Below are 19,129 nucleotides of genomic sequence, written 5' to 3' on the forward strand. Positions count from 1 at the left end.
TTTTGTTGTTATTAGTGAAGGTTGTTTTTATTTTGCAAAAGTTGTTATTTCAGGCAAACATTCTGATATGAAACATTTCCGTGCGCTGCTTTTTCTGGTCATAATGCTGGCAAACCTGCCGCTACGTGCCCAGGTTTATGTTCAAAAACGTTCCTCCGATACCCTTACTTTTAAAGATCTGCAGCGCCAGTTCGGCAACTGGAAACGCGACAAAGATATAAGTAAGATCAAAGGCTGGAAATATTATAAACGCCTGGAAATGGAAATGCTGATGCAGACCGATGGCCAGGGCGAACCAGCCGATCCGGCCATTTATATAAATGAAGCCCTCCGAATTACCCGCGAGAAAAAGAACCTGCAATCGGCCCGCTTCTCAAACGATTGGTACCCGGTTGGCCCGAATGCTTTGCCGAATAACCAGACCGGCTACATGGAAAACGGCGTTGGGCGGATCAATTGCATCGCGTTTCATCCAACCAATCCGGCAACGTATTTTGTAGGTGTGGCGCAGGGCGGCGTCTGGAAAACCACGAACAACGGCGTTTCCTGGACCCCGCTTACCGATGATCTGCCCATCACCCGCATCAGCGATATTGCCATCGATCCGAACAACCCGAATACGATGTACATTTCCGTGTGCGATTATGCCTACATAGGCGCCGGGCTTTTCCTGGATGGCCGCAAGCGGAATACCCATTATGGTTTGGGCGTTTACAAAACGACCGATGGCGGCCTGACCTGGAACCCTACCGGTCTGAGTTTTCAGCAAACCAGCCGCGATGCTTCCCTGATCAAAAAAATAATGGTAAACCCGGCTAACAGCAACAACGTGATCGCCTGCGGCGTGAGCGGCATGTACGTTTCTACCGATGCCGGCGCCACCTGGACCATGAACCGGTCCGGGCTTTTCTGGGACCTGGTGCAGCACCCGACCAACCCCAATATCTTATACGCTGCCACCGGCTGGGTGAGAACGGCCAATATGGGCAGCGCCGCCATCTGGAAATCTACCGACTTCGGCCTAACCTGGGCACAGCAACCTACCAATATTCCGCCTACCGGTACGGTGCAACGCATAAAACTCGCCATTGCGCCTTCCGATCCGAATTATGTTTATGCCATTGCTGTGAACATTGACAATGGTTTGCACGGACTTTATAAAACCACCAACGGCGGCACAAACTGGCAATTCATAAATCCGGGCCTCAATATTCTGGAAGGCGGAAACGGAGCTGCTCCAGGCGGCCAGGGAAATTACGACCTGGCCCTGATGGTTAGCGGCACCGACCGGAATCTGATCTACACCGGCGGCGTGAATATCTGGGGTTCGTTGGATGGTGGCCAGACTTTTAAACCGGTAAGCCATTGGACCACCAGTTATGGGCCTACGGTGCACGCCGATATTCAGTTTATGGAACGCCAGGCCAGCACCGGAAACATATTTGTCTGCAACGACGGCGGGCTTTACCGCACTTCAAATCTGGTTTTGGGCGACTGGAATGCGGCTAACAGCGGAACGCCCTGGCCAACCCAATGGACCAATATCAGCAACGGTATGGCCATTACTTCTTTTTACAGAATTTCAAGCTCTAAAAACAGTGCCGGCAGAATTGTGGCCGGTGCCCAGGACAACGCCACTTTCTATTTCGACGGAGCGAGCTGGAGCACGATCTTTGGCGGCGATGGCATGGATAATTACTTAAGTCCGGTTAACAACAGCGAGATAATCGGTTCGTGGCAATATGGCAACTTTCTGCGGTCAGTAAATGGTGGAACCAGTTCTCAGAATTCAATTTTCCCGGGCCAGTTTGGCGAAGTGGCTGAATGGACGGCGCCGGTCGTAGCTAATCCTAATCAACCAGGTACATTATATGTAGGTTTTGAGAATGTTTACAAATCGGTAGATAATGGTAATACCTGGAGTGTTGCTTCGAACCTGCCCCGTGGTATTAACGCTTCGGAAATCTGTGCGCTGGCCATTGCCAATTCCAACAGCAATGTGCTTTACGCCGCCCGCCGGGTAAGGCACGAATATAATTTACCAGGCAGCCTCTTTAAAACTACGAACGGCGGCGCCAACTGGAGCAACATTACTGCCGGCCTGCCCGATTCCTTATATTATACGAGCGTGGAAGTGAGTGAAAATAATGCCGATGTAGCGTATGTTTCCATGGCAGGTTTCAGCGCGGGAAACAAGGTTTTCAGAACTATAAATGGCGGAGCAAGCTGGCAGAATATTTCTTATAACCTGCCGAATTTGCCGGTAAACTGCGTAAAATACATTCCGGGGCAGAATTATATCATGGTGGCTACCGATCTTGGGGTTTATGTTTTAGCGAACGGCAGCACCACCTGGGTTAACCAAAGCAAAGGCCTGCCTAACGTAATTGTTACCGATATTGAATTCAATCCGAGCCTGAATAAGATTTACCTTTCTACCTTCGGGCGCGGCATCTGGGCCAACGATCTGAACAGTTTTGTTTCCGGTACAAAGCCGCAAATAGCCGACCTGAAAATTGAATTATTTCCTTCCCCGAACCAGGGAAGCTTCACTATTAAATTCCCGGCCGGAAGAACTGCAAAGGAAACCTATCAGCTGGAAGTGATCGATGTAACGGGTAAAATCATCCATCGTGCTTGGCTTTCCGGCAAAACCGAATATCAGCATAAACTGGACGTGCCGGCCGGCTTGTATTTTGCCAAAATTACCGGTAAAAACGTATATGGCGTAAAGCGCTTTGTGATAGAATAAAGCGATAAAACGGTATCGTTTTTAACTGAAAAAGTCCCGGTGCGAGCCGGGACTTTTTTTATTGGTTTGTTTCGTTGAGGCGCTATTCAGGTAAACCAAATGGTTACTGGCTTGTTCTTTAGGTAGTTTTCACCCCGGAAACCCTACCGTTTTAAAATCCCATAATTTATGGAAAAGCAGCCGCAAACCTTACCGCCCGGATTTCAGGATATGCTTTCGTTTGGGCTGGTAGAAGCTTTGCTGGGCCGCCGGTCGCGCCGGTTTTTTATGGGCGCCGAAATTCCGGACGGGGTTTTTAAGTACAGATCGAAATACGAACCAATGCCGCTTTCGGAGCTGGAAAAACTGTTGGTGGTTACGGCTTGCGGCGGCAATACCGGCTGGAATCATCTCATCTACCGCGGCCAGCGTTATGCACCCCATCTTTCCAATTATGCCGGAGCCGCCGGCGGACGTACTTTTCCATCGGCTGCCGGTTTTCATACTTCCAAAACATTCTTTACCGACGATGAAGGCGTATATGTGCTGGATGTGCGCGATGCTCCGGCTTTAGCTGAACGGGGAAATGATGGCGAAATAAATCTGGAAACGCTATTGCCGGAACTCCAAAAACACGTGCGCAAAATTCAGGATGGGAGGTTGAAAGTGCCTTCGGAAGTGCCGTATGTGGAAGCGCATAATACCTGGGTGGCCAATAAACCGGGAACGCTTTTGGTAATGCCGGTCGGAGATCTGGCGCAGCACGTTTTGCTGGGTTTGTGCTACATGCTGCAAAATGGCCAGGTACTTTTCGACGATATAAACAAACGCGCGGTGCCGGGAATTGAAAAATTCAGCGATCTGGTAGATGTAAAAAATGTGCTGCCCATCTCGTTTGCCGAACAACTCTGCCTTTCAGAAATTATCGTGGAATTGAGCACCAGTTGCCTCGCCGGCGCGTTGCTTTTACAGGCCATGGGGCTGGGCGGCTGGATGTACGATGGTATCGATCCGTTCAGTTTGCTGGGTGCCAGCGGCAAACCGGAAGTTCCGGGTTTGGGTTTCCGGTTCGATATGAAAGAAAACTGGAGCGTGCCCAATGTAACGGGTCTGCCGGGAATTATGGAAGGTTTTTGTCCTCCCCATTTCAAGGATATGCGCGCCGCCGTAGAAGCCGTCTGCGAACGGAAATTCGGGAAAGGCGGCCCTTTTAATGCTGAAACGCCGGGGCCTTTTCAGGATACCAAAAAGGTGCGATCAGCGGCGCAGGTACACAGCGAAGCGTTCAGAGAATGCGTGGCTTTGCAGGCGCAATATATTTTTGATACGTTCGGGAAATTTCCGGCTACGGTACCTTCTATTTTTACGCACATGTTTTTACAGGCGCATCATTTAGACCTCGATCATTATGATACATTCTACCAGCCCGGCGAGTATCTGCATACGCACGCGAAGCATATGGAAAGGTGGCATCGGGAGTAGTTTTGACCTAAAAATAGATACAAGACTAGATGGGTAAGATAAACCAATAAATTGTAGCCTTATTGCTGTGCGTTATACAAATGCGAAACAAAAAAGCCCCGGAATGTGCCGGGGCTTTTTTATTTTATAAACTGCAAAATTACCTAGCGGTTAATCAGTAATTTCCCGGTATAGGTTTTAGTGCCGTTTTCCAGGCGATACATATACAAGCCGGCCGGCAGGTTAGAAGTATTGATTTCCAGCGTACCTGCCTGGCCTTTCGCCTGCACATTTAAAACTTCCTGGCCCAGATTGTTGTAGAAACGCAGGTTACTTTTTTCGTTTAAAACCATACCGTTTAGCTCCAGTTTCACCAGGTCAGTTGCTGGGTTCGGGTAAAGGGCCGGCGCGTTCTGCGCTATCCCCGGACGAATACCGGTAGCCGGGGCTTTATAAATAGGCGTGAAAATCACCGGGCCGTGACTGGCATTATCTACCTTGTGGTAAATATGGGTTTCTATAACCGTGGTATCGGTAGTGCCCCAGATATTATTTTGGGCGTAAATGGTATCGGTGGTGTTGTTGTACAAATCCCAGCTATGGCCGGAAGTACCGGCGGTGAAGTTGTTATAGATCTGGTTCAGGCCAACATCAGCAGTATCGATCGGGTTGATTCTGCCCAGGCTTGGTTTCGGGCCGGCTTTCACTGTAGCTCCACTCTGAATAGTAACGCCCCAGCGGTTATCGCGGATGATATTGCGGGAAACTACGATGTCCTGCGGGCCGCCGCTGGAGAAAAAGTTAATGCCGCTGCCGGCAGCATTTGGGTCCGGGAAAACTTTATTGCCTTCCAGCAGGTTGCCTTTGATGTAGCCTTTCATGTTGGTGCCGGTTACGTTTACCCCGTAGCTGTTCTGGCGGATCGTATTATTGGCGATCAGAAACTCTGTAATTGCCGATGAACCCAGTAAATTGGCTATGGCAATACCGCCAGACCGGTTCGTGGTCGCGTTAATGCCGATGATCGTGTTGCCGGTGATCTCGATCGGGCCGGCATTGGCCGGGCCTAAGTTGATCTGTGGGTACAGGCCGGGCTCCTGCCCATTTTCGAAGAACCAGTTGTTGCGAATGATCACGGTTGCGCCGTTGGCCGGGGTAGAAACGCCGGCACGCGCATTCTTATAGATCTTTGAATTAGTAACGGTAACCGGTACATTGCCCGACACGTTAATGGCTCCACTTTGGGCGGCCCGTTCGTTGAAGCGCACCACGCAGCTATCCATTTCCAGGCCCGCGCCAATCACCCTTACACCGCTGCCGTGTTCTACGATCGTTTTCTTTAACTTCGATAACTTGGGCGTCATGCCGGTAGCCGTTTCGAAACGGAGCGTGTGGAATTTATCAGCGGAATTCAGGGCCGTAATTTTAACGGAATCCGGTGGGTTGATCAGCAAAGTGCCTTCGATCGTGATCCGGATATTATCGCCGAGCTTAATAGTTTCGTTCGTAGAGATTAAAAGCGTATCAGTAGTAGCCAGGGTCAGGTCTTGCGAAACCACGTATGCTCCACTAGTTAGCGTGGCAGCGCCTGCCGTAACCATATCGTTCAGGGAGAAACGCATTCCTAAATTCGGGCTCGTGAATTGGGCCTGCGCCGAACCTATGCCGCAGCACAGGCCTAATAGTAAAAGTAATTTCTTCATAATAAAGCAATTAAGTAAAACAAAAAGGTATAGGAATTAAACAGAAAGCTACCGTAGCCAGCTGGCATACAGCACGTAATTGTTGGCAACTTTATCCAGATTTTCGATCTGTTCCTGGCTCAAAGCTTTTACTTTTTTAGCCGGCACGCCAGCGTAGATATGCCCGCTTTCGCAGATCGTATTTTCGAGCACCACCGAGCCGGCCGCTACGATGCAGTTTTTCTGCACCACCACGTTATCCATCACAATTGCGCCCATGCCAATCAGTACGTTATCTTCCACGGTACAGCCGTGCACAATGGCGTTATGCCCGATGCTTACGTTACTACCCACGGTGGTAGCCGCTTTCTGGTAGGTGCAATGAATTACTGCGCCATCCTGAATGTTGGTTTTATTCCCGATCCGGATCGCATTCACATCGCCCCGGATCACGGCATTGAACCACACCGTACAATCGTTGCCCAGCACTACATCGCCCACAATGGTGGCATTCTCAGCCACGTAGCAATTCTGGCCCAGCGCCGGCGAAACACCTTTAATTGGTAAAATAAGCGGCATATTTTTTCAAGTTTAAATTAAATACCAGGAAGCAGCATTATTTATGTGCCATTTCCGTTGGTGTTGCAAAGGTAGGAAAGAATTTGGTTATGGGTTGAATGGCCGGTTTGCAGGATCAGAACCCGGTTTTTGAGGAATAGAGGATTTTCGGGATTGGCCCTCCTAAATAGCTGATTCAGCCGCTTTGATCAGATAACGGGTTCAGCCACTCCTAACTACTCTCCCGAAAGTCTCCAGGATCTGCGACTTGAAAAGGAGGGAGCATAAAACCGTCAGCTAAACCAAATAGGAATGAAGTCTGAACATGATTTTCAGGATTTATGGGATGGACAGGATTATTTGTCTGAAACGTAGTTCGGCGAAGCCAATTGGGATTTATCAGATTCAGGGATTTAAGGATTCTTTTCTGAATCAGAATTTACTGAATTCAAGAATTATCAGAATCACGAATTAGGATTTCTCTGCAGAGACACCCCTTATGCGTGCTCTTTCGCTTTATCCCTACACGATATCGCCAGCGCAGCGTAACCTGAAATCAAGGACTGAAGAAAAGTAGACTAAAAAGAAGCTCACTACGAAGAAGCATGACACCAGTTTCTGTGAGAGCGGCCTCCAAGACTTCCGGTGCCACAGGCAGCCCGCAAGGGCAGGAAGGGTTGCAGCCGCGAACGCAGAAACGAAGCCACCCGGCTTGAGGGTGAAAGTTTAATTGAAAGCAAAAGGGAATTAGTTAAAAAAAGAAGCAAGCTATAAAAACGATATCCTTTTCAACTAAAAAACTCATTAACAAACTTTCTTTTTAACTTAAATAGATCCCTCCTCTCGTCGTGCTGACGAAAAAAGTGGAGATAACAAAAAGAGGCGGAATGATCGAAAAAACGGTATCCTTTTAACCTAAAAACGCTAGGCTGCTATCTGTTAATATAGGGATTCACTAATATTCAGGATGACAAACCACTCAGTTCTTCAATAACCGCTTCCACGTACCCTTATAATAATTATATTTCAGCGTGCTCGGCAACGCCTTCCAGAAATACTTATTCATTTCCACGGCAAAACTGGGCTGCATGTAGCAGTTAATCGTGCAACCTTCGCATTGCGGTAAGCGGCCTTCCAGGGCAATCAGCTGCTTTACTTCTTTTGAATTGTACAAGGCATACAGGTTTCCGGAGATCGGGAATTTCTTTTCGCCTAAATGGTAGCAGGGGAGCACCAGTTCGTTTTCCGGCGAAATAACCAGCGTGGTGCTGGCCGCTTTGCAAACCGGATTATTAATGTGATTCCCTCCGTCGCGCCGTAAGGCAATAAAGCCATCGTTCAGGTACACGTATTTGCGTTTGCCAAATTCGGAAAGGAAAGTCAGTTCTTCAGAAGTCAGGGCATCGCCGGAAGCCACTTCGTTGTAAGCAAAAGCCGGATTGATAATTAAAAGCAGCTTGTTGGGCAGAATTATTTCCCGGTAGATCTTTTCGAGCTGATCCAGGTTTTCGCGGAAAACGGTGAAGATGATATCCGGATGTTCGCCCAGCTTTCTGGCAATTTCAATGCTTTGCATTACAAAATCGAAACAAGCCACGCCGCGGCCTTTGTCGTGCTGTTCCTTTTCTGAAGAATCGAGCGAGAAATGCAGCATGTCTACTTTGCCTTTCAGGCGTTCGGCCCATTTGGGGTAAAGCAGGCCATTAGTGGTAAGCGTGGTAATAAAACCCAGCTCATGCGCCAGCGCCAGGAATTTATCGATCTCGCGATGCAGAAGCGGTTCGCCGCCGGTAAAATCGATCACGTTCACGCCCAGTTTTTTCAGGTGGAGCAGGTTTTGCTCCACCTGCTCCAGCGTTACGTACGGACTCGGTTTTTCCCAGATGTCGCAGAAGCTGCATTTAGCATTGCAACGGTAGGTCACGTAATAATTACACAAAACCGGATGGTGAACAAGACGCATGTTTAATGTGCTAATTTTTTAATGAGTTAATGTGCTATTATTCGGCGCAATTAATTCCGGTTTCTACGTGAAGTTAAGCGAATAAAATGAATATCGATTTCCGGCAATCTGTAATTCCACAATTTAAATATAAAAAATAGCACATGAACACATTAAATAATTAGCACATTACCTAACCACCTCCTGGTAATAATTGCAGATGGTTTTCAGCGGGCATTTTTCGCATTTGGGTTTGCGCCATACGCAGATCTTTTGCCCGTGCCAGAGCAGATGCATGTGGTAATTATAAAGTTCTACAGGGTCTTTCGGAAGCATTTCCAGTAAAATGGCGTGGGCTTTTTCGGGCGTATTGGTAGCGGTTAGAATGCCGATGCGCTGGCTCACCCGGAAAACGTGCGTATCTACTGGCATTACCGGTTTATGGTAGTTGAAAAGCAGGAGCAGGGTTGCCGTTTTCAGGCCTACACCCGGCAGACTGGTGAGCCATTCCAGCGCTGCATTGGTTTCCATTTTCTCCAGAAAAGCTATGCTGATCTTGCCCTTATTTTCCGGATAGGCCTTTATGATCTGCAGCACTTTCTGAATATTTGCCGCTTTTTGCCCGGGAAACTGCGCGGGTTTTAAAGCGTCGGCCAGGTCTTCGAATTTTGCCTCCAGCACGCCTTCCCAATCGCCGAAGGTTTCGAGCATGTTGAAGTACGCTTTTTCTTCGTTGGCGTGGTTGGTGCGGTGCGAAAGCATGGTAGAAATAAGTTCGCGCAAAGGCTCGCGGCGCGGTTTGAGTTCCAGCCGGCCGTAAAATTCGTTCAGAATTTCGTGCGTTTCTAAAATTTTCTGTCGGGCATCGTTTTTCTTCATAACCAATCGCGTATAAACTGGTTACCGCTTTACGCATAATTCCTGAATTATGGCCTTCCGCCTGGCTAGTCTTTTTCCCGATCCCGGTTATCCGGCGCCGCAGCCTTTCCGGCAAAACCGGCTGCTGAAAATGTACCTCGCCGTATTGGTATTTTTCTGGCTCTATACCGGTGCTACTGCCACAGATTTTATTAACTGGATGCTTGAGAATTCGCTAACTATTCCGGCAGTGTATCTGCTGATTTTCTTTTACCCGAAACTGCCGTTCAGCAATACGAGTTACACGCTGATCCTGCTTTTCCTGTTACTACATTTGTATGGCAGCCAGAACGCTTACGCCAAAAATCCCTTCGGCTTCTGGCTGATGGAACAATTCAGCGCCAGCCGCAACCATTACGACCGGATCGTGCATTTCTGTTTTGGGTTTTTATTGGTTTATCCCATGCAGGAAGTGCTGTATAAGGTTTCCGGGCAACGCAACTGGCTACTTTATTTTATACCAGTAGCGTTGGTGCTGCTCTTAAGCGCGTTTTACGAAATTGTGGAATGGCTCGTGGCCGACGTGTTTTTTCCGGACCTGGGCATGCAGTTCATCGGGGCGCAGGGCGATATCTGGGATTCGCAGAAAGACATGTTCCTGGCAACCCTGGGAGGGTTTATAATGATTTTGTACGTGTTGCTTTGCCGGAAATTAAGCAACTCAAAACGCTAGCTTATTGCATCGGGAAAGTCTGGGCGCCTTGCATGGTTTCAATTTTCATCTCGGTTTTATTTATCCGGATGCGCACCAAATCGTTTTCTGCTTTTAAATTGCCTTTGCCCCGGTAATACGGGATCCTGGTTTTCATATAGGTTACAAATGCATCCGGTTTCATGCGTGCCGCTTTCATGGCATCGTTATGCAGGGCGCGCTTTGCTGCCTGGTCCGGGGTAACTTCTTTCAGTTCTTCAGCCGTGGGCATGGGTTGGCGTTCCGTTTTGGTTTCCGGAATTTCCGGTTGGTTTCCTGTATCTGCAACCACATGGCTATCAACCGGAGTTTGCGCGCTTATTGCAGTGTCTGGCGAAGTGACCGGCTCAAATTCGTGGGGCTGGGTTGCGTTTTCCGGTCTGGAGTTTTCGCAGGAGAAACTGAAGATCAGGAAAAAAAACGCTATAAAAATACGGGCTAAAACTGACTGCTTCATGGTGTTGTAAAGATAAACGCTGAAAGCTAAAAAACGCTATGCTCCGGAGCCGGAAAAGCGGGCCCGTAAAAAAAGCTGCTCCCATCCGGAAGCAGCCTTATTTTAACATTCACTTTCAACAATTAAACTACTCGTTAGATCTGCCCTTTTTCGGCCGCTTTTTTCAGTTTTTCGTTTGCATAAATGGCAATTTCTACCCGGCGGTTGGCTTGTTTGCCGGCTTCGGTATTGTTGCTGGCCACCGGCATGCTCTCGCCGTAGCCTTCGGTAGTGATGCGGCTTGCCGAAATGCCCTGTTGGGTAGTATAAGCCCGCACAGAACTGGCTCGACGTACCGACAACGATTGGTTATAGCCGGCAGTACCGGTGGCATCGGTGTGGCCCTGGATCAATACATTGGTATCGCCGTATTTTTTCAGGGTTTGCGCCAGCTCGGCAATGTTGCTTTGGGCCGTGGCGCTTAGCTGCGAAGAATTATGCGCAAATAAAATGCCCGAATCGAAGGTGATCTTGATGCCTTCGCCTACGCGTTCTACTTTGGCGCCTTCCATTTCGCGTTTCAGCTCTTCGGCCTGTTTATCCATTCTGCGGCCAATAATGGCACCAGCTGCACCGCCAACCGCGGCTCCTACAATTACCCCGGCAGCGGTATTACCGGTTTTTTTCCCAACCACGCCACCAACTACCCCGCCCGCTACAGCCCCGATCAGGCCGCCTTTAGTGGTTTTGGTCAGCTTCTTTTTCTGAGTGGTTTGTGCATAGCCCGAAGTAATGATAAAAACCAGAGCCATTAAAATCGCGACATAAGTTCTTAAAGTTTTCATAATGCTGAATTTTCGTTTGTAAAAGCCGGAAGCGGTTTTTTTTAATGATTGACTTCCTTTTCCGGGCAATAGGCAAGCCTTATGCCAAACTTTATTTCCGGCCTTCTTTCAATTCGCACTGCAGCAGAATTGCAACCTGCTAAAAAAGCGGTTTCCAGTGCCTGAGAGAAGTTTTTTGCTTTTTAAGGGTATGTTTTTCCGGGCAAAAAAAAGCCGTTCCGGAATGTATCCGGAACGGCTTTTCAGCGAATTTTTAAAGCTTTGGCTTATTTGATATCGCCGCGTTCAGCTGCTTTTTTCAGCTTTTCGTTTGCAAAGATCGCGATCTCTACCCGACGGTTAGCTTGTTTGCCGGCTTCGGTAGTATTATCGGCAACCGGGCGGGAAGAACCAAAACCTTGAGTTGTTACACGAGAAGGTTCAACGCCCTGGGAAATGGTATAATTGGCTACCGATTGCGCTCTTCTTTCAGATAAAGGCTGGTTAATGGCATCGGAACCGGTATTATCAGTATGGCCTTCTACAATTACGTTGGTATCGCCGTATTTTTTAAGCGTAGCAGCCAGCGTCTGGATGTCGGTTTTAGACTGCGGGCGCAGTTCGGCAGAATTCGTGGCGAACAGAATGCCCGAATCGAAAGTGATCTTGATGCCTTCGCCCACGCGCTCAACTTTAGCGCCTTTCATATCGCGGCGTAATTCTTCGGCTTGTTTATCCATACGGCGGCCGATCACAGCACCTGCAGAACCACCAACAGCCGCGCCAATAATAGCACCTGCCGCCGTGTTGCCGGCCATTTTACCAATTATGCCGCCAACTACCGCACCACCACCGGCGCCAATAATACCGCCTTTAGCGGTTTTGCTCATGCCCTTTTTTTCAGGCTCATTTTGATATGTACTGTCGCCGCCGGTTGGCATGGTGTTTTTGCTCGATTTACAGGCTGAGAATGCCATCATTACAGCTAAGAACAGAGACAGATAAACTTTAAGGATTTTCATGTTTAATGGGTTATTTGGTTTTTAATAGCAATGTTTATTGGCTACACATACTCAATATCGTGCCAAAATGTTTAGATTAATATAGGGAAATATATATTCTTTGCGGTGTTCTGGAATTGATTGCTGATTTTCAATTGATTAAAGTTTTAAAAATTTTCCAGGTAAATGTAACAGGCAATTTTCAAGCCGAAAAGCATAGCGTTTTCCAGGAGTTCTCTTTGTTTCCTGTGTTTTTAACAAAAAGAATGTCTATTTTCCCGGGAATATTCAAACCCTACTATTTATGAAAAACAAACTTCTGGTCGCCCTGGCTTTTCTGGGTTTAGGTACGCCCGTAATTGCTCAGTCTTCAGATTCTGCTGAAACCAAAAACCATTTGGGCATTATTGCCAGTCCTTCGCTCGATAAATTATTTGAAAGTAACCGTTCATTGCCGGTTGGTTTAATTTATAAGCGGCAGGTGAAAGAAAATCAGGCCTGGAGGTTAACTACAACTGGACAATACAACCAATATAGCGAACCTTTGAACCATAGCGGTGATCTGATGCACCGTAGGGATCATTCTGATTTTTCCGGAAAAGTAGCCTTAGGGTATGAGTGGCAACAAAAACTGAATAACCGTTTTCAATTCTATTATGGAGCAGATGCTGGCTTTGGTTATCAGAAAAATTCGGAAAATACCGAATTTGAAGAATATTATGACACGTGGCAAAATGAGTATATCATAATATTAAATAACCGTGAGACTAGTCAGCGTACATTAACCTATTTTCTGAAGCCTTTGGTTGGTTTGCAGTTCAAAATTAGTCAGAAATTGTATCTGGCCACCGAAACGAGTTTGAATCTGCAACATTCCCGGCATGAAATGAATTATTATCATAGCCGTTTTTTCAGTGATGGTAGTCCAGATACCTATGCAAATGATTCATATAAAAGCCGGGTTACCAGCGTTTGGTGCCAGCCACTCTCCAATATTCAGTTAGTTTATAAATTCTGATTTTCAGAAAAGACATAAAAAAACCGGACAGCTTTTACACTGCCCGGTTTTTTGCTTTAAAACCCTACCGTTTTTCAGGCTAGGTTCAGGCGTTATTTTACTTTTTTAGTGCTTTTGGCTACCGTTTCGATTGCTGCCATTTCTGCGGTACCTTCCGGTTGCAGCATGGTCAGCAAATCAGTTAATTGTTGTTTGAGTTGCTTGCGGTCTACAATAAAGTCCAGGAAACCGTGCTCTAAAACGAATTCGGCGCTCTGGAAACCTTTCGGCAGGTCTTTGCCAATAGTTTCTTTGATCACGCGCGGGCCGGCAAAACCAATTAAAGCGCCCGGCTCCGAAATATTGAAATCGCCGAGCATGGCATACGAAGCCGTTACGCCGCCCGTGGTCGGGTCGGTTAAAAGCGAAATATAAGGAATCTTGGCGTTGGCCAGCAAAGCCAGTTTGGCAGAAGTTTTGGCCATCTGCATCAAGGAGAAACCAGCTTCCATCATGCGTGCGCCGCCCGATTTCGAGATCATGAGGAACGGGATTTTGTGCGTGCGGGCATAATCAATGGCGCGGGCAATTTTTTCGCCTACCACTGAACCCATAGAACCGCCGATGAATTTAAAATCCATGCAGGAAACTACCAGGTCTACGCCATTCATTTTGCCGTGGGCGCTGCGTACGGCATCTTTTAAATGCGTTTTGCGCTGCGTTAAGGCAATGCGGCTCGGGTAAGCCTGCGTGTCCACAAATTCCAGCGGGTCGGCTGAGGTCAGGTTCGGGTCCAGTTCTTCAAACTTGTTGTCGTCGAAAAGGATCTCGAAATATTCGGCCGAATCGATGCGGTCGTGGTGGTTGCAGCTTGGGCACGTGTACATGTTCTTGCGGTGCTCGGCGGTATTGGTTACCGTTTTGCAGCTCGGACATTTATACCAAAGGCCTTCCGGAGTTTCTTTTTTTCCTTCGGTGGGCGTGATGATCCCTTTTTCTACGCGTTTAAACCAAGACATACAATATATTCGTTAAGCGCCAGGCGCAGTACCAAAATCAATTTCAAAAAAAGCGAGCCGTAAAATTAACGACTAAAAACGAAAAAACGGCCGGTTGCTTCGCCTTTTTTTCGGGCAGCGCAACCGGCCGTTTTGTTATTAAAAAAGCGTAAATCGCAACAAAGCAAATACTTACGCTACTGTGATCTGGTTATCCAGGTAAACATCCTGAATAGCGTTCAGTAACTCCACGCCAACTTTCATGTCTTTCTGGAATGCCTTACGGCCAGAGATCAATCCCATACCACCGGCACGTTTGTTAACTACCGCAGTACGTACTGCATCTGCCATATCCGATTCACCTTTCGATTCGCCACCGGAGTTGATCAGGCCGGCGCGGCCCATGTAGCAGTTCGCCACCTGGTAACGGGTCAGGTCGATCGGGTTGTCAGAAGAAAGTTTATCGTACATAGCCGGGTGCGATTTTGCGAAGTTGATCGCCTTGAAACCGCCGTTGTTTTCCGGTAATTTCTGCTTGATGATATCGGCCTGAATGGTTACGCCTAAGTGGTTTGCCTGGGCAGTAATATCGGAAGCAACGTGATAATCTACGCCGTCTTTTTTGAACGCATTGTTCCGCGCATAGCACCACAGAATAGTAGCCATACCCAACTGGTGCGCACGCTCGAAAGCTTCCGCAACCTCGATGATCTGGCGGGAAGATTCTTCCGAACCGAAATAGATGGTTGCACCAACGGCAGCAGCACCTAAGTTCCAGGCTTCTTCAACTGAACCGAACATGATCTGGTCGAATTTGTTCGGGTAAGTTAAAAGTTCGTTGTGGTTGATCTTTACTACAAAAGGAATTTTGTGCGCGTATTTGCGGCTCATCATGGCCAAGTTACCATACGTAGTAGCCACGGCGTTGCAACCGCCTTCAATAGCCAGTTTAATAATGTTTTCCGGATCGAAGTAAATAGGGTTTGGTGCGAAAGAAGCACCGGCAGTGTGCTCAATGCCCTGGTCAACCGGCAGGATAGACAGGTAACCGGTACCCGCTAAACGGCCGGTGTTGTACAGCTGGCCTAAATTACGCAACACTTGCGGGCTGCGGTTGCTCTGACCAAAAACGCGGTCTACGAAATCCGGACCTGGCAAGTGCAGCATGTCTTTAGAGATCGTTTTACACTCGTGCGTAAGCAGGCTCTCGCCGTCTTTGCCCAACAGGGAAACAATATTATCGTGGTTCATCTGGGTATATAAAAGAGTTAAGGAATTGAATTCGGCTCCTAAATTTTGCGCAAATATAGCGGTAAAAAGTTACCCGCCATAATTTCCGGCATCTGTTCGGCCGCAGTTTCGGGCGGAAAATCGATTATCCGGAACAAAAACCATGATCTGGTATGGCAAACCTTGTTTTAAAGCCTGTTTTTAGTTTTAGGGCCGAAAAACCTACCGTTTTATGCAGTACAGTTTTTTGCGTCCCGTTCTGGTTTTTAGTTATATTTGTGAGCTATACTCTTTCATCTTTCAATACTTATGAACACAACTTTTATCCGAAGCGCCTGCACGTTTTTGCTGGGCGGCGCCCTGCTTTCGGGTTGCGTAGCCTCTAAAAAGTACGACGACCTGCTGAGCCAGAAAATGAACCTGGAACGCGAAAAGGCCGAATGCGACAACAGCCTGGCTAAACTTCAGGCCGATAAGAAAAACCTGGACGAGCTTTACGCCGAATTAACCAAGAACAATAATAAACTGGTAGCTGATTCTATTCAGACGGGTATCATTCTGCGCAAAACCAAGCAGCTTTACAACGACCTGAACAACACCTACGACCGCCTGAACAAAAACCACGAAAAACTGCTGGCCAACAGCGCTTCCGAAACCACCAAATTATCGGGTGACCTGGCGCGCCGCGAAGCGGAAATGAAAGCCCTGGATGCCTCTTTAAATAAAAGCAAAGGCCAGATCGATCAGCTAAGCACCGACCTGAAAGCGCGCGAGGAAAAACTGAAAGAACTGCAGCGCATCCTGGACGAAAAAGACAAAGCCGTTGCCAACCTGAAAAACAAAGTGAACAATGCTTTGCTGGGCTTCAACTCCAAAGACCTGACCGTGAACGTGAAAAACGGCAAGGTGTACGTGTCGCTTTCCGAGCAATTGCTCTTTAAATCGGGCTCTACTAAAGTGGATAAAAAAGGCGAAGACGCGCTGCAGAAACTGGCCAAAGCCCTGAAAGACCAGGATGAAGTGAACGTGGTAGTAGAAGGCCACACCGACGATGTGCCGATCAGCAAAGCTTCGGGTGGCATTAAAGATAACTGGGACCTGAGCGTGTTGCGCGCCACCGAAATTACCCGTATTTTAGCCGACGCCGGTTTCCCGGGTGCCCGCATTACGCCAAGCGGCCGCGCCGATAACGTGCCTTTGGAAGCTTCTAAATCAGCCGATGCGCGCCAGAAAAACCGTCGCACCGAAATTATCTTAACTCCGAAACTGAACGAACTTTTCCAGATCCTGGAAACGAATTAATTGCCGGAAAACGGTATGTTTTTATAGTGAAAAAGTCAGGCCGCAAGGTCTGACTTTTTTTGTGGTTAGGTATTACGCATAGAAACCACCTGTAAGAAAGCCGAAGCCTGTTAAGGTGCGTATAGGATATCCGGGAATTAAGATAATTCTGAAAGCAAGAACGGATATGAAAAAAGTTACCATACTTACAGCTTTTCTTTTTTGTAGTTACAAAGGGTTTGGTTGTATTACCTGCAACCGGCAGGTACAGGAAAATATCTATAATGCCGACTTTTTTCCGAACCTTTTCGTCATGCTTTCGGCCTTTATAGTGCTGGGAGGTTTGGTGGCTTTTCTAACCTATCTTTCTGCAAAAAGTCATAATAACCGGGTGGTGGCTAATCCGGACATAAACTATTTAGATCCGGTTCCGCTTACCACTGCTTCGCTTGTACTGGGTATTGGCTTGGGAGGCTTTATAGACGGCATTGTGCTGCACCAGATCCTGCAGTGGCATGAAATGGTTTCTAATCGTATGCCGCCCGTAACGCTCACCACCAAAAGCGTGAACATGTTCTGGGATGGCATTTTTCATTTATTTACCCTTATGGTCGTTTTTACGGGCATAATCTTACTCTGGAAACTGCTGCACCGGGAAAACATAGACCGGTCCGGGAAAATATTAGCCGGTGGCCTGCTTGCCGGCTGGGGCCTGTTCAATATTATTGAAGGTATTATAGATCACCATCTGCTGAAATTGCACAACGTAAAAGAAGTAACTGCCCATCCCGGTTTTTGGAATTTCGGCTTTTTAGGAATTTCAGTGCTGATGCTGCTTATGGGCTATTGGCTGGTTAACAAAAAAAGACAGATACCAGCAGATATTAGCCGATAAACAGTATCGTTTTAAAATAAGAAAGTCAGCGCTGTTACCAACGCTGACTTTCTTCATGGAAAACGCTATCGTTTTCAGATCAAAAACTAATCACGAATCATTATTCCCTAATCACTAAACTAAAGAATATCATCCCGTTTATCTTCGGTAACTCTTAGCTGCACCAGTTCAATTTTGCGGTCCGATTTTTCGAGCACTTTCACGTCGTACACGTCAAAAACCATGGCTTCTTCTTTGTCCGGAATGTGGCCAAAAATGTAGTTCACAAAACCGCCCACCGTTTCGTAATCATCGCCTTCTGGCAGCGGGTAGGGCAGGAATTCGTTTACGTCGGAAATATAAGCCGAGCCTTCGAGCTGGTATTCAAAATCGGCGGTTTTCTTTACAATGGCATTTTCGTCATCGTATTCGTCCTGAATTTCGCCCACCAGTTCTTCCATAATATCTTCTATGGTTACAATGCCAGCCACACCGCCAAACTCATCGGTTACAATGGCCATGTGCAAACGCTTGCGCTGGAATTGCTGTAAAAGGCGGTTTATTTTCTTGGTTTCCGGAACAAAATAAGCCGGCCGCATCAGTTTTCCGATCTCGATCTCTTCATTCTGGCGCATTTTTATGAGCAGGTCTTTCACGTAAAGCACGCCCACTATATTATCGATGGTTTCTTTGTAAACCGGCATGCGGGTAAAGCCTTCGGCAAAAATACGCTCCATTATTTTTTCGGTGGGCATATCAATGGCCAGGGCCGTAACGCTGGTGCGCGGCACCATGATCTGTTTCACCATCCGTTCCGAAAACTGAAAAACGTTCTCGATCAGTTCGTGCTCCGAAACTTCTATTTCGCCGCTTTCCTTGCTTTGTTCAAAAAGCAAACGCAGTTCGGCAGCCGTATGCACTTCCGAACCGTGCATGGGCGAAATACCCATCAGGCGCAGAATAAAGTTCGAAAAACCGTTCAGGATCCAGATGGCCGGCTGAAAAAGGAAGTAAAAGAATTTTAAAGGATAGGCGATCGCCAAACTCGTAGATTCCGGGCGCTGAATGGCCAGCGATTTTGGGGCAAGTTCTCCGAAAACAATGTGCAGCACCGTAATTAAGGCAAAGGAAATAGGCAAAGCAATGCTGTGGGCCAGCGCTTCGGTACCTTCGTAGCCCGCCTGGTGCATCAGGTGAATAATAATTTCGGATACCACGCCTTCGCCTACCCAGCCCAGACCCAGCGAGGCGAGCGTAATGCCCAGCTGCGTAGCCGAAAGGTAAGCATCCAGTTTATGGGTCATGTTGTGGGCTACGGATGCAAGTTTGTTGCCGGCCTGCGCCCGGAGTTCCAGCTGCGAGGCCCGGACTTTTACCAGTGCAAACTCGGCGGCCACAAAAAAACCGTTGAGTAAAACCAGGAAAATGGTAATCAGAATATTGAGAATCATAAGTTGGTATGAGGCGTCCGGAAGAACAGAAATTTCCGAAGTTAAGCCAAAATT

The 19,129-nt window shown here is 47.6% G+C and carries 16 protein-coding genes; 6 read left to right on the forward strand and 10 right to left on the reverse strand.

Annotation, left to right across the window (positions count from 1 at the left end):
- The first annotated feature begins 67 nt into the window (after window positions 1-67).
- Window positions 68-2,752: a VPS10 domain-containing protein gene (locus I5M27_RS17740; protein ID WP_200507734.1), complete on the forward strand. Its 2,685-nt coding sequence runs from the start codon at window positions 68-70 to the stop codon at window positions 2,750-2,752.
- 168 nt (window positions 2,753-2,920) lie between these two features.
- Window positions 2,921-4,213 (forward strand): hypothetical protein, encoded by a 1,293-nt coding sequence (locus I5M27_RS17745; RefSeq protein ID WP_234462591.1) that lies wholly within the window; start codon window positions 2,921-2,923, stop codon window positions 4,211-4,213.
- Between the two features lie 143 nt (window positions 4,214-4,356).
- Here I5M27_RS17745 and I5M27_RS17750 read toward each other — a convergent pair whose 3' ends face one another.
- The 4 genes from I5M27_RS17750 to I5M27_RS17765 all read right to left on the reverse strand — a co-directional run bounded on the left by I5M27_RS17750 (window position 4,357) and on the right by I5M27_RS17765 (window position 9,253).
- The gene (locus I5M27_RS17750) at window positions 4,357-5,895 is read right to left on the reverse strand and encodes a T9SS type A sorting domain-containing protein (RefSeq protein ID WP_200507735.1); all 1,539 of its coding nucleotides are present in this window, start codon (window positions 5,893-5,895) and stop codon (window positions 4,357-4,359) included.
- 48 nt (window positions 5,896-5,943) lie between these two features.
- The gene (locus tag I5M27_RS17755) at window positions 5,944-6,453 is read right to left on the reverse strand and encodes a gamma carbonic anhydrase family protein (protein ID WP_200507736.1); all 510 of its coding nucleotides are present in this window, start codon (window positions 6,451-6,453) and stop codon (window positions 5,944-5,946) included.
- Window positions 6,454-7,411: 958 nt separating this feature from the next.
- Complete coding sequence (locus I5M27_RS17760) at window positions 7,412-8,395, reverse strand: radical SAM protein (protein WP_200507737.1); 984 nt, start codon at window positions 8,393-8,395, stop codon at window positions 7,412-7,414.
- Window positions 8,396-8,563: 168 nt separating this feature from the next.
- Window positions 8,564-9,253: an endonuclease III domain-containing protein gene (locus I5M27_RS17765; protein WP_200507738.1), complete on the reverse strand. Its 690-nt coding sequence runs from the start codon at window positions 9,251-9,253 to the stop codon at window positions 8,564-8,566.
- 49 nt (window positions 9,254-9,302) lie between these two features.
- On the opposite strand from I5M27_RS17765, the gene I5M27_RS17770 reads away from it, so the two are divergent.
- Window positions 9,303-9,965 carry a DUF2238 domain-containing protein gene (locus I5M27_RS17770; RefSeq protein ID WP_200507739.1) on the forward strand — a complete coding sequence of 221 codons (663 nt, stop codon included), beginning with the start codon at window positions 9,303-9,305 and terminating at the stop codon, window positions 9,963-9,965.
- A gap of 1 nt (window position 9,966) precedes the next feature.
- On the opposite strand, the gene I5M27_RS17775 is transcribed toward I5M27_RS17770, so the two are convergent.
- From I5M27_RS17775 to I5M27_RS17785, 3 genes are all read right to left on the reverse strand, one after another.
- On the reverse strand, window positions 9,967-10,440 hold the full coding sequence (locus I5M27_RS17775; protein ID WP_200507740.1) for a hypothetical protein: 474 nt from the start codon (window positions 10,438-10,440) through the stop codon (window positions 9,967-9,969).
- A 134-nt stretch (window positions 10,441-10,574) separates the two neighbouring features.
- A complete protein-coding gene (locus I5M27_RS17780; protein ID WP_200507741.1) occupies window positions 10,575-11,264 on the reverse strand; it encodes an OmpA family protein in 690 nt (229 codons plus the stop codon).
- A gap of 266 nt (window positions 11,265-11,530) precedes the next feature.
- Complete coding sequence (locus tag I5M27_RS17785; protein WP_234462592.1) at window positions 11,531-12,265, reverse strand: OmpA family protein; 735 nt, start codon at window positions 12,263-12,265, stop codon at window positions 11,531-11,533.
- Window positions 12,266-12,548: 283 nt separating this feature from the next.
- Between I5M27_RS17785 and I5M27_RS17790 the strand changes: the two genes are divergently transcribed.
- Window positions 12,549-13,262, forward strand: a complete 714-nt coding sequence (locus I5M27_RS17790; protein WP_200507742.1) for a hypothetical protein — start codon at window positions 12,549-12,551, stop codon at window positions 13,260-13,262.
- Between the two features lie 92 nt (window positions 13,263-13,354).
- Here I5M27_RS17790 and accD read toward each other — a convergent pair whose 3' ends face one another.
- The gene (gene accD, locus I5M27_RS17795; RefSeq protein ID WP_200507743.1) at window positions 13,355-14,260 is read right to left on the reverse strand and encodes an acetyl-CoA carboxylase, carboxyltransferase subunit beta; all 906 of its coding nucleotides are present in this window, start codon (window positions 14,258-14,260) and stop codon (window positions 13,355-13,357) included.
- A gap of 171 nt (window positions 14,261-14,431) precedes the next feature.
- On the reverse strand, window positions 14,432-15,490 hold the full coding sequence (locus I5M27_RS17800) for a class I fructose-bisphosphate aldolase (protein ID WP_200507744.1): 1,059 nt from the start codon (window positions 15,488-15,490) through the stop codon (window positions 14,432-14,434).
- Between the two features lie 288 nt (window positions 15,491-15,778).
- Between I5M27_RS17800 and I5M27_RS17805 the strand changes: the two genes are divergently transcribed.
- Entirely contained in the window at window positions 15,779-16,771 is a 993-nt protein-coding gene (locus I5M27_RS17805) for an OmpA family protein (RefSeq protein ID WP_200507745.1), read from the forward strand.
- A gap of 166 nt (window positions 16,772-16,937) precedes the next feature.
- On the forward strand, window positions 16,938-17,645 hold the full coding sequence (locus I5M27_RS17810; protein ID WP_234462593.1) for a DUF2243 domain-containing protein: 708 nt from the start codon (window positions 16,938-16,940) through the stop codon (window positions 17,643-17,645).
- A 119-nt stretch (window positions 17,646-17,764) separates the two neighbouring features.
- On the opposite strand, the gene I5M27_RS17815 is transcribed toward I5M27_RS17810, so the two are convergent.
- Window positions 17,765-19,075: a hemolysin family protein gene (locus I5M27_RS17815; RefSeq protein WP_200507746.1), complete on the reverse strand. Its 1,311-nt coding sequence runs from the start codon at window positions 19,073-19,075 to the stop codon at window positions 17,765-17,767.
- Between the last annotated feature and the right edge of the window lie 54 nt (window positions 19,076-19,129).

Origin of the sequence: Adhaeribacter terrigena (assembly GCF_016623615.1) — a bacterium.
In the GTDB taxonomy this organism is placed as follows: Bacteria; Bacteroidota; Bacteroidia; order Cytophagales; family Hymenobacteraceae; genus Adhaeribacter_A; species Adhaeribacter_A terrigena.

Bases quoted from the DNA above. Each gene is read 5' to 3' on its own strand.
- I5M27_RS17815 (WP_200507746.1), bottom strand. From the start codon at position 19,075: ATGATTCTCAATATTCTGATTACCATTTTCCTGGTTTTACTCAACGGT.
- I5M27_RS17775 (WP_200507740.1), bottom strand. From the start codon at position 10,440: ATGAAGCAGTCAGTTTTAGCCCGTATTTTTATAGCGTTTTTTTTCCTG.
- I5M27_RS17770 (WP_200507739.1), top strand. From the start codon at position 9,303: ATGGCCTTCCGCCTGGCTAGTCTTTTTCCCGATCCCGGTTATCCGGCG.
- I5M27_RS17750 (WP_200507735.1), bottom strand. From the start codon at position 5,895: ATGAAGAAATTACTTTTACTATTAGGCCTGTGCTGCGGCATAGGTTCG.
- I5M27_RS17805 (WP_200507745.1), top strand. From the start codon at position 15,779: ATGAACACAACTTTTATCCGAAGCGCCTGCACGTTTTTGCTGGGCGGC.
- I5M27_RS17785 (WP_234462592.1), bottom strand. From the start codon at position 12,265: ATGAAAATCCTTAAAGTTTATCTGTCTCTGTTCTTAGCTGTAATGATG.
- I5M27_RS17760 (WP_200507737.1), bottom strand. From the start codon at position 8,395: ATGCGTCTTGTTCACCATCCGGTTTTGTGTAATTATTACGTGACCTAC.
- I5M27_RS17790 (WP_200507742.1), top strand. From the start codon at position 12,549: ATGAAAAACAAACTTCTGGTCGCCCTGGCTTTTCTGGGTTTAGGTACG.
- I5M27_RS17745 (WP_234462591.1), top strand. From the start codon at position 2,921: ATGGAAAAGCAGCCGCAAACCTTACCGCCCGGATTTCAGGATATGCTT.
- I5M27_RS17740 (WP_200507734.1), top strand. From the start codon at position 68: ATGAAACATTTCCGTGCGCTGCTTTTTCTGGTCATAATGCTGGCAAAC.
- accD (WP_200507743.1), bottom strand. From the start codon at position 14,260: ATGTCTTGGTTTAAACGCGTAGAAAAAGGGATCATCACGCCCACCGAA.
- I5M27_RS17780 (WP_200507741.1), bottom strand. From the start codon at position 11,264: ATGAAAACTTTAAGAACTTATGTCGCGATTTTAATGGCTCTGGTTTTT.
- I5M27_RS17810 (WP_234462593.1), top strand. From the start codon at position 16,938: ATGAAAAAAGTTACCATACTTACAGCTTTTCTTTTTTGTAGTTACAAA.
- I5M27_RS17755 (WP_200507736.1), bottom strand. From the start codon at position 6,453: ATGCCGCTTATTTTACCAATTAAAGGTGTTTCGCCGGCGCTGGGCCAG.
- I5M27_RS17765 (WP_200507738.1), bottom strand. From the start codon at position 9,253: ATGAAGAAAAACGATGCCCGACAGAAAATTTTAGAAACGCACGAAATT.
- I5M27_RS17800 (WP_200507744.1), bottom strand. From the start codon at position 15,490: ATGAACCACGATAATATTGTTTCCCTGTTGGGCAAAGACGGCGAGAGC.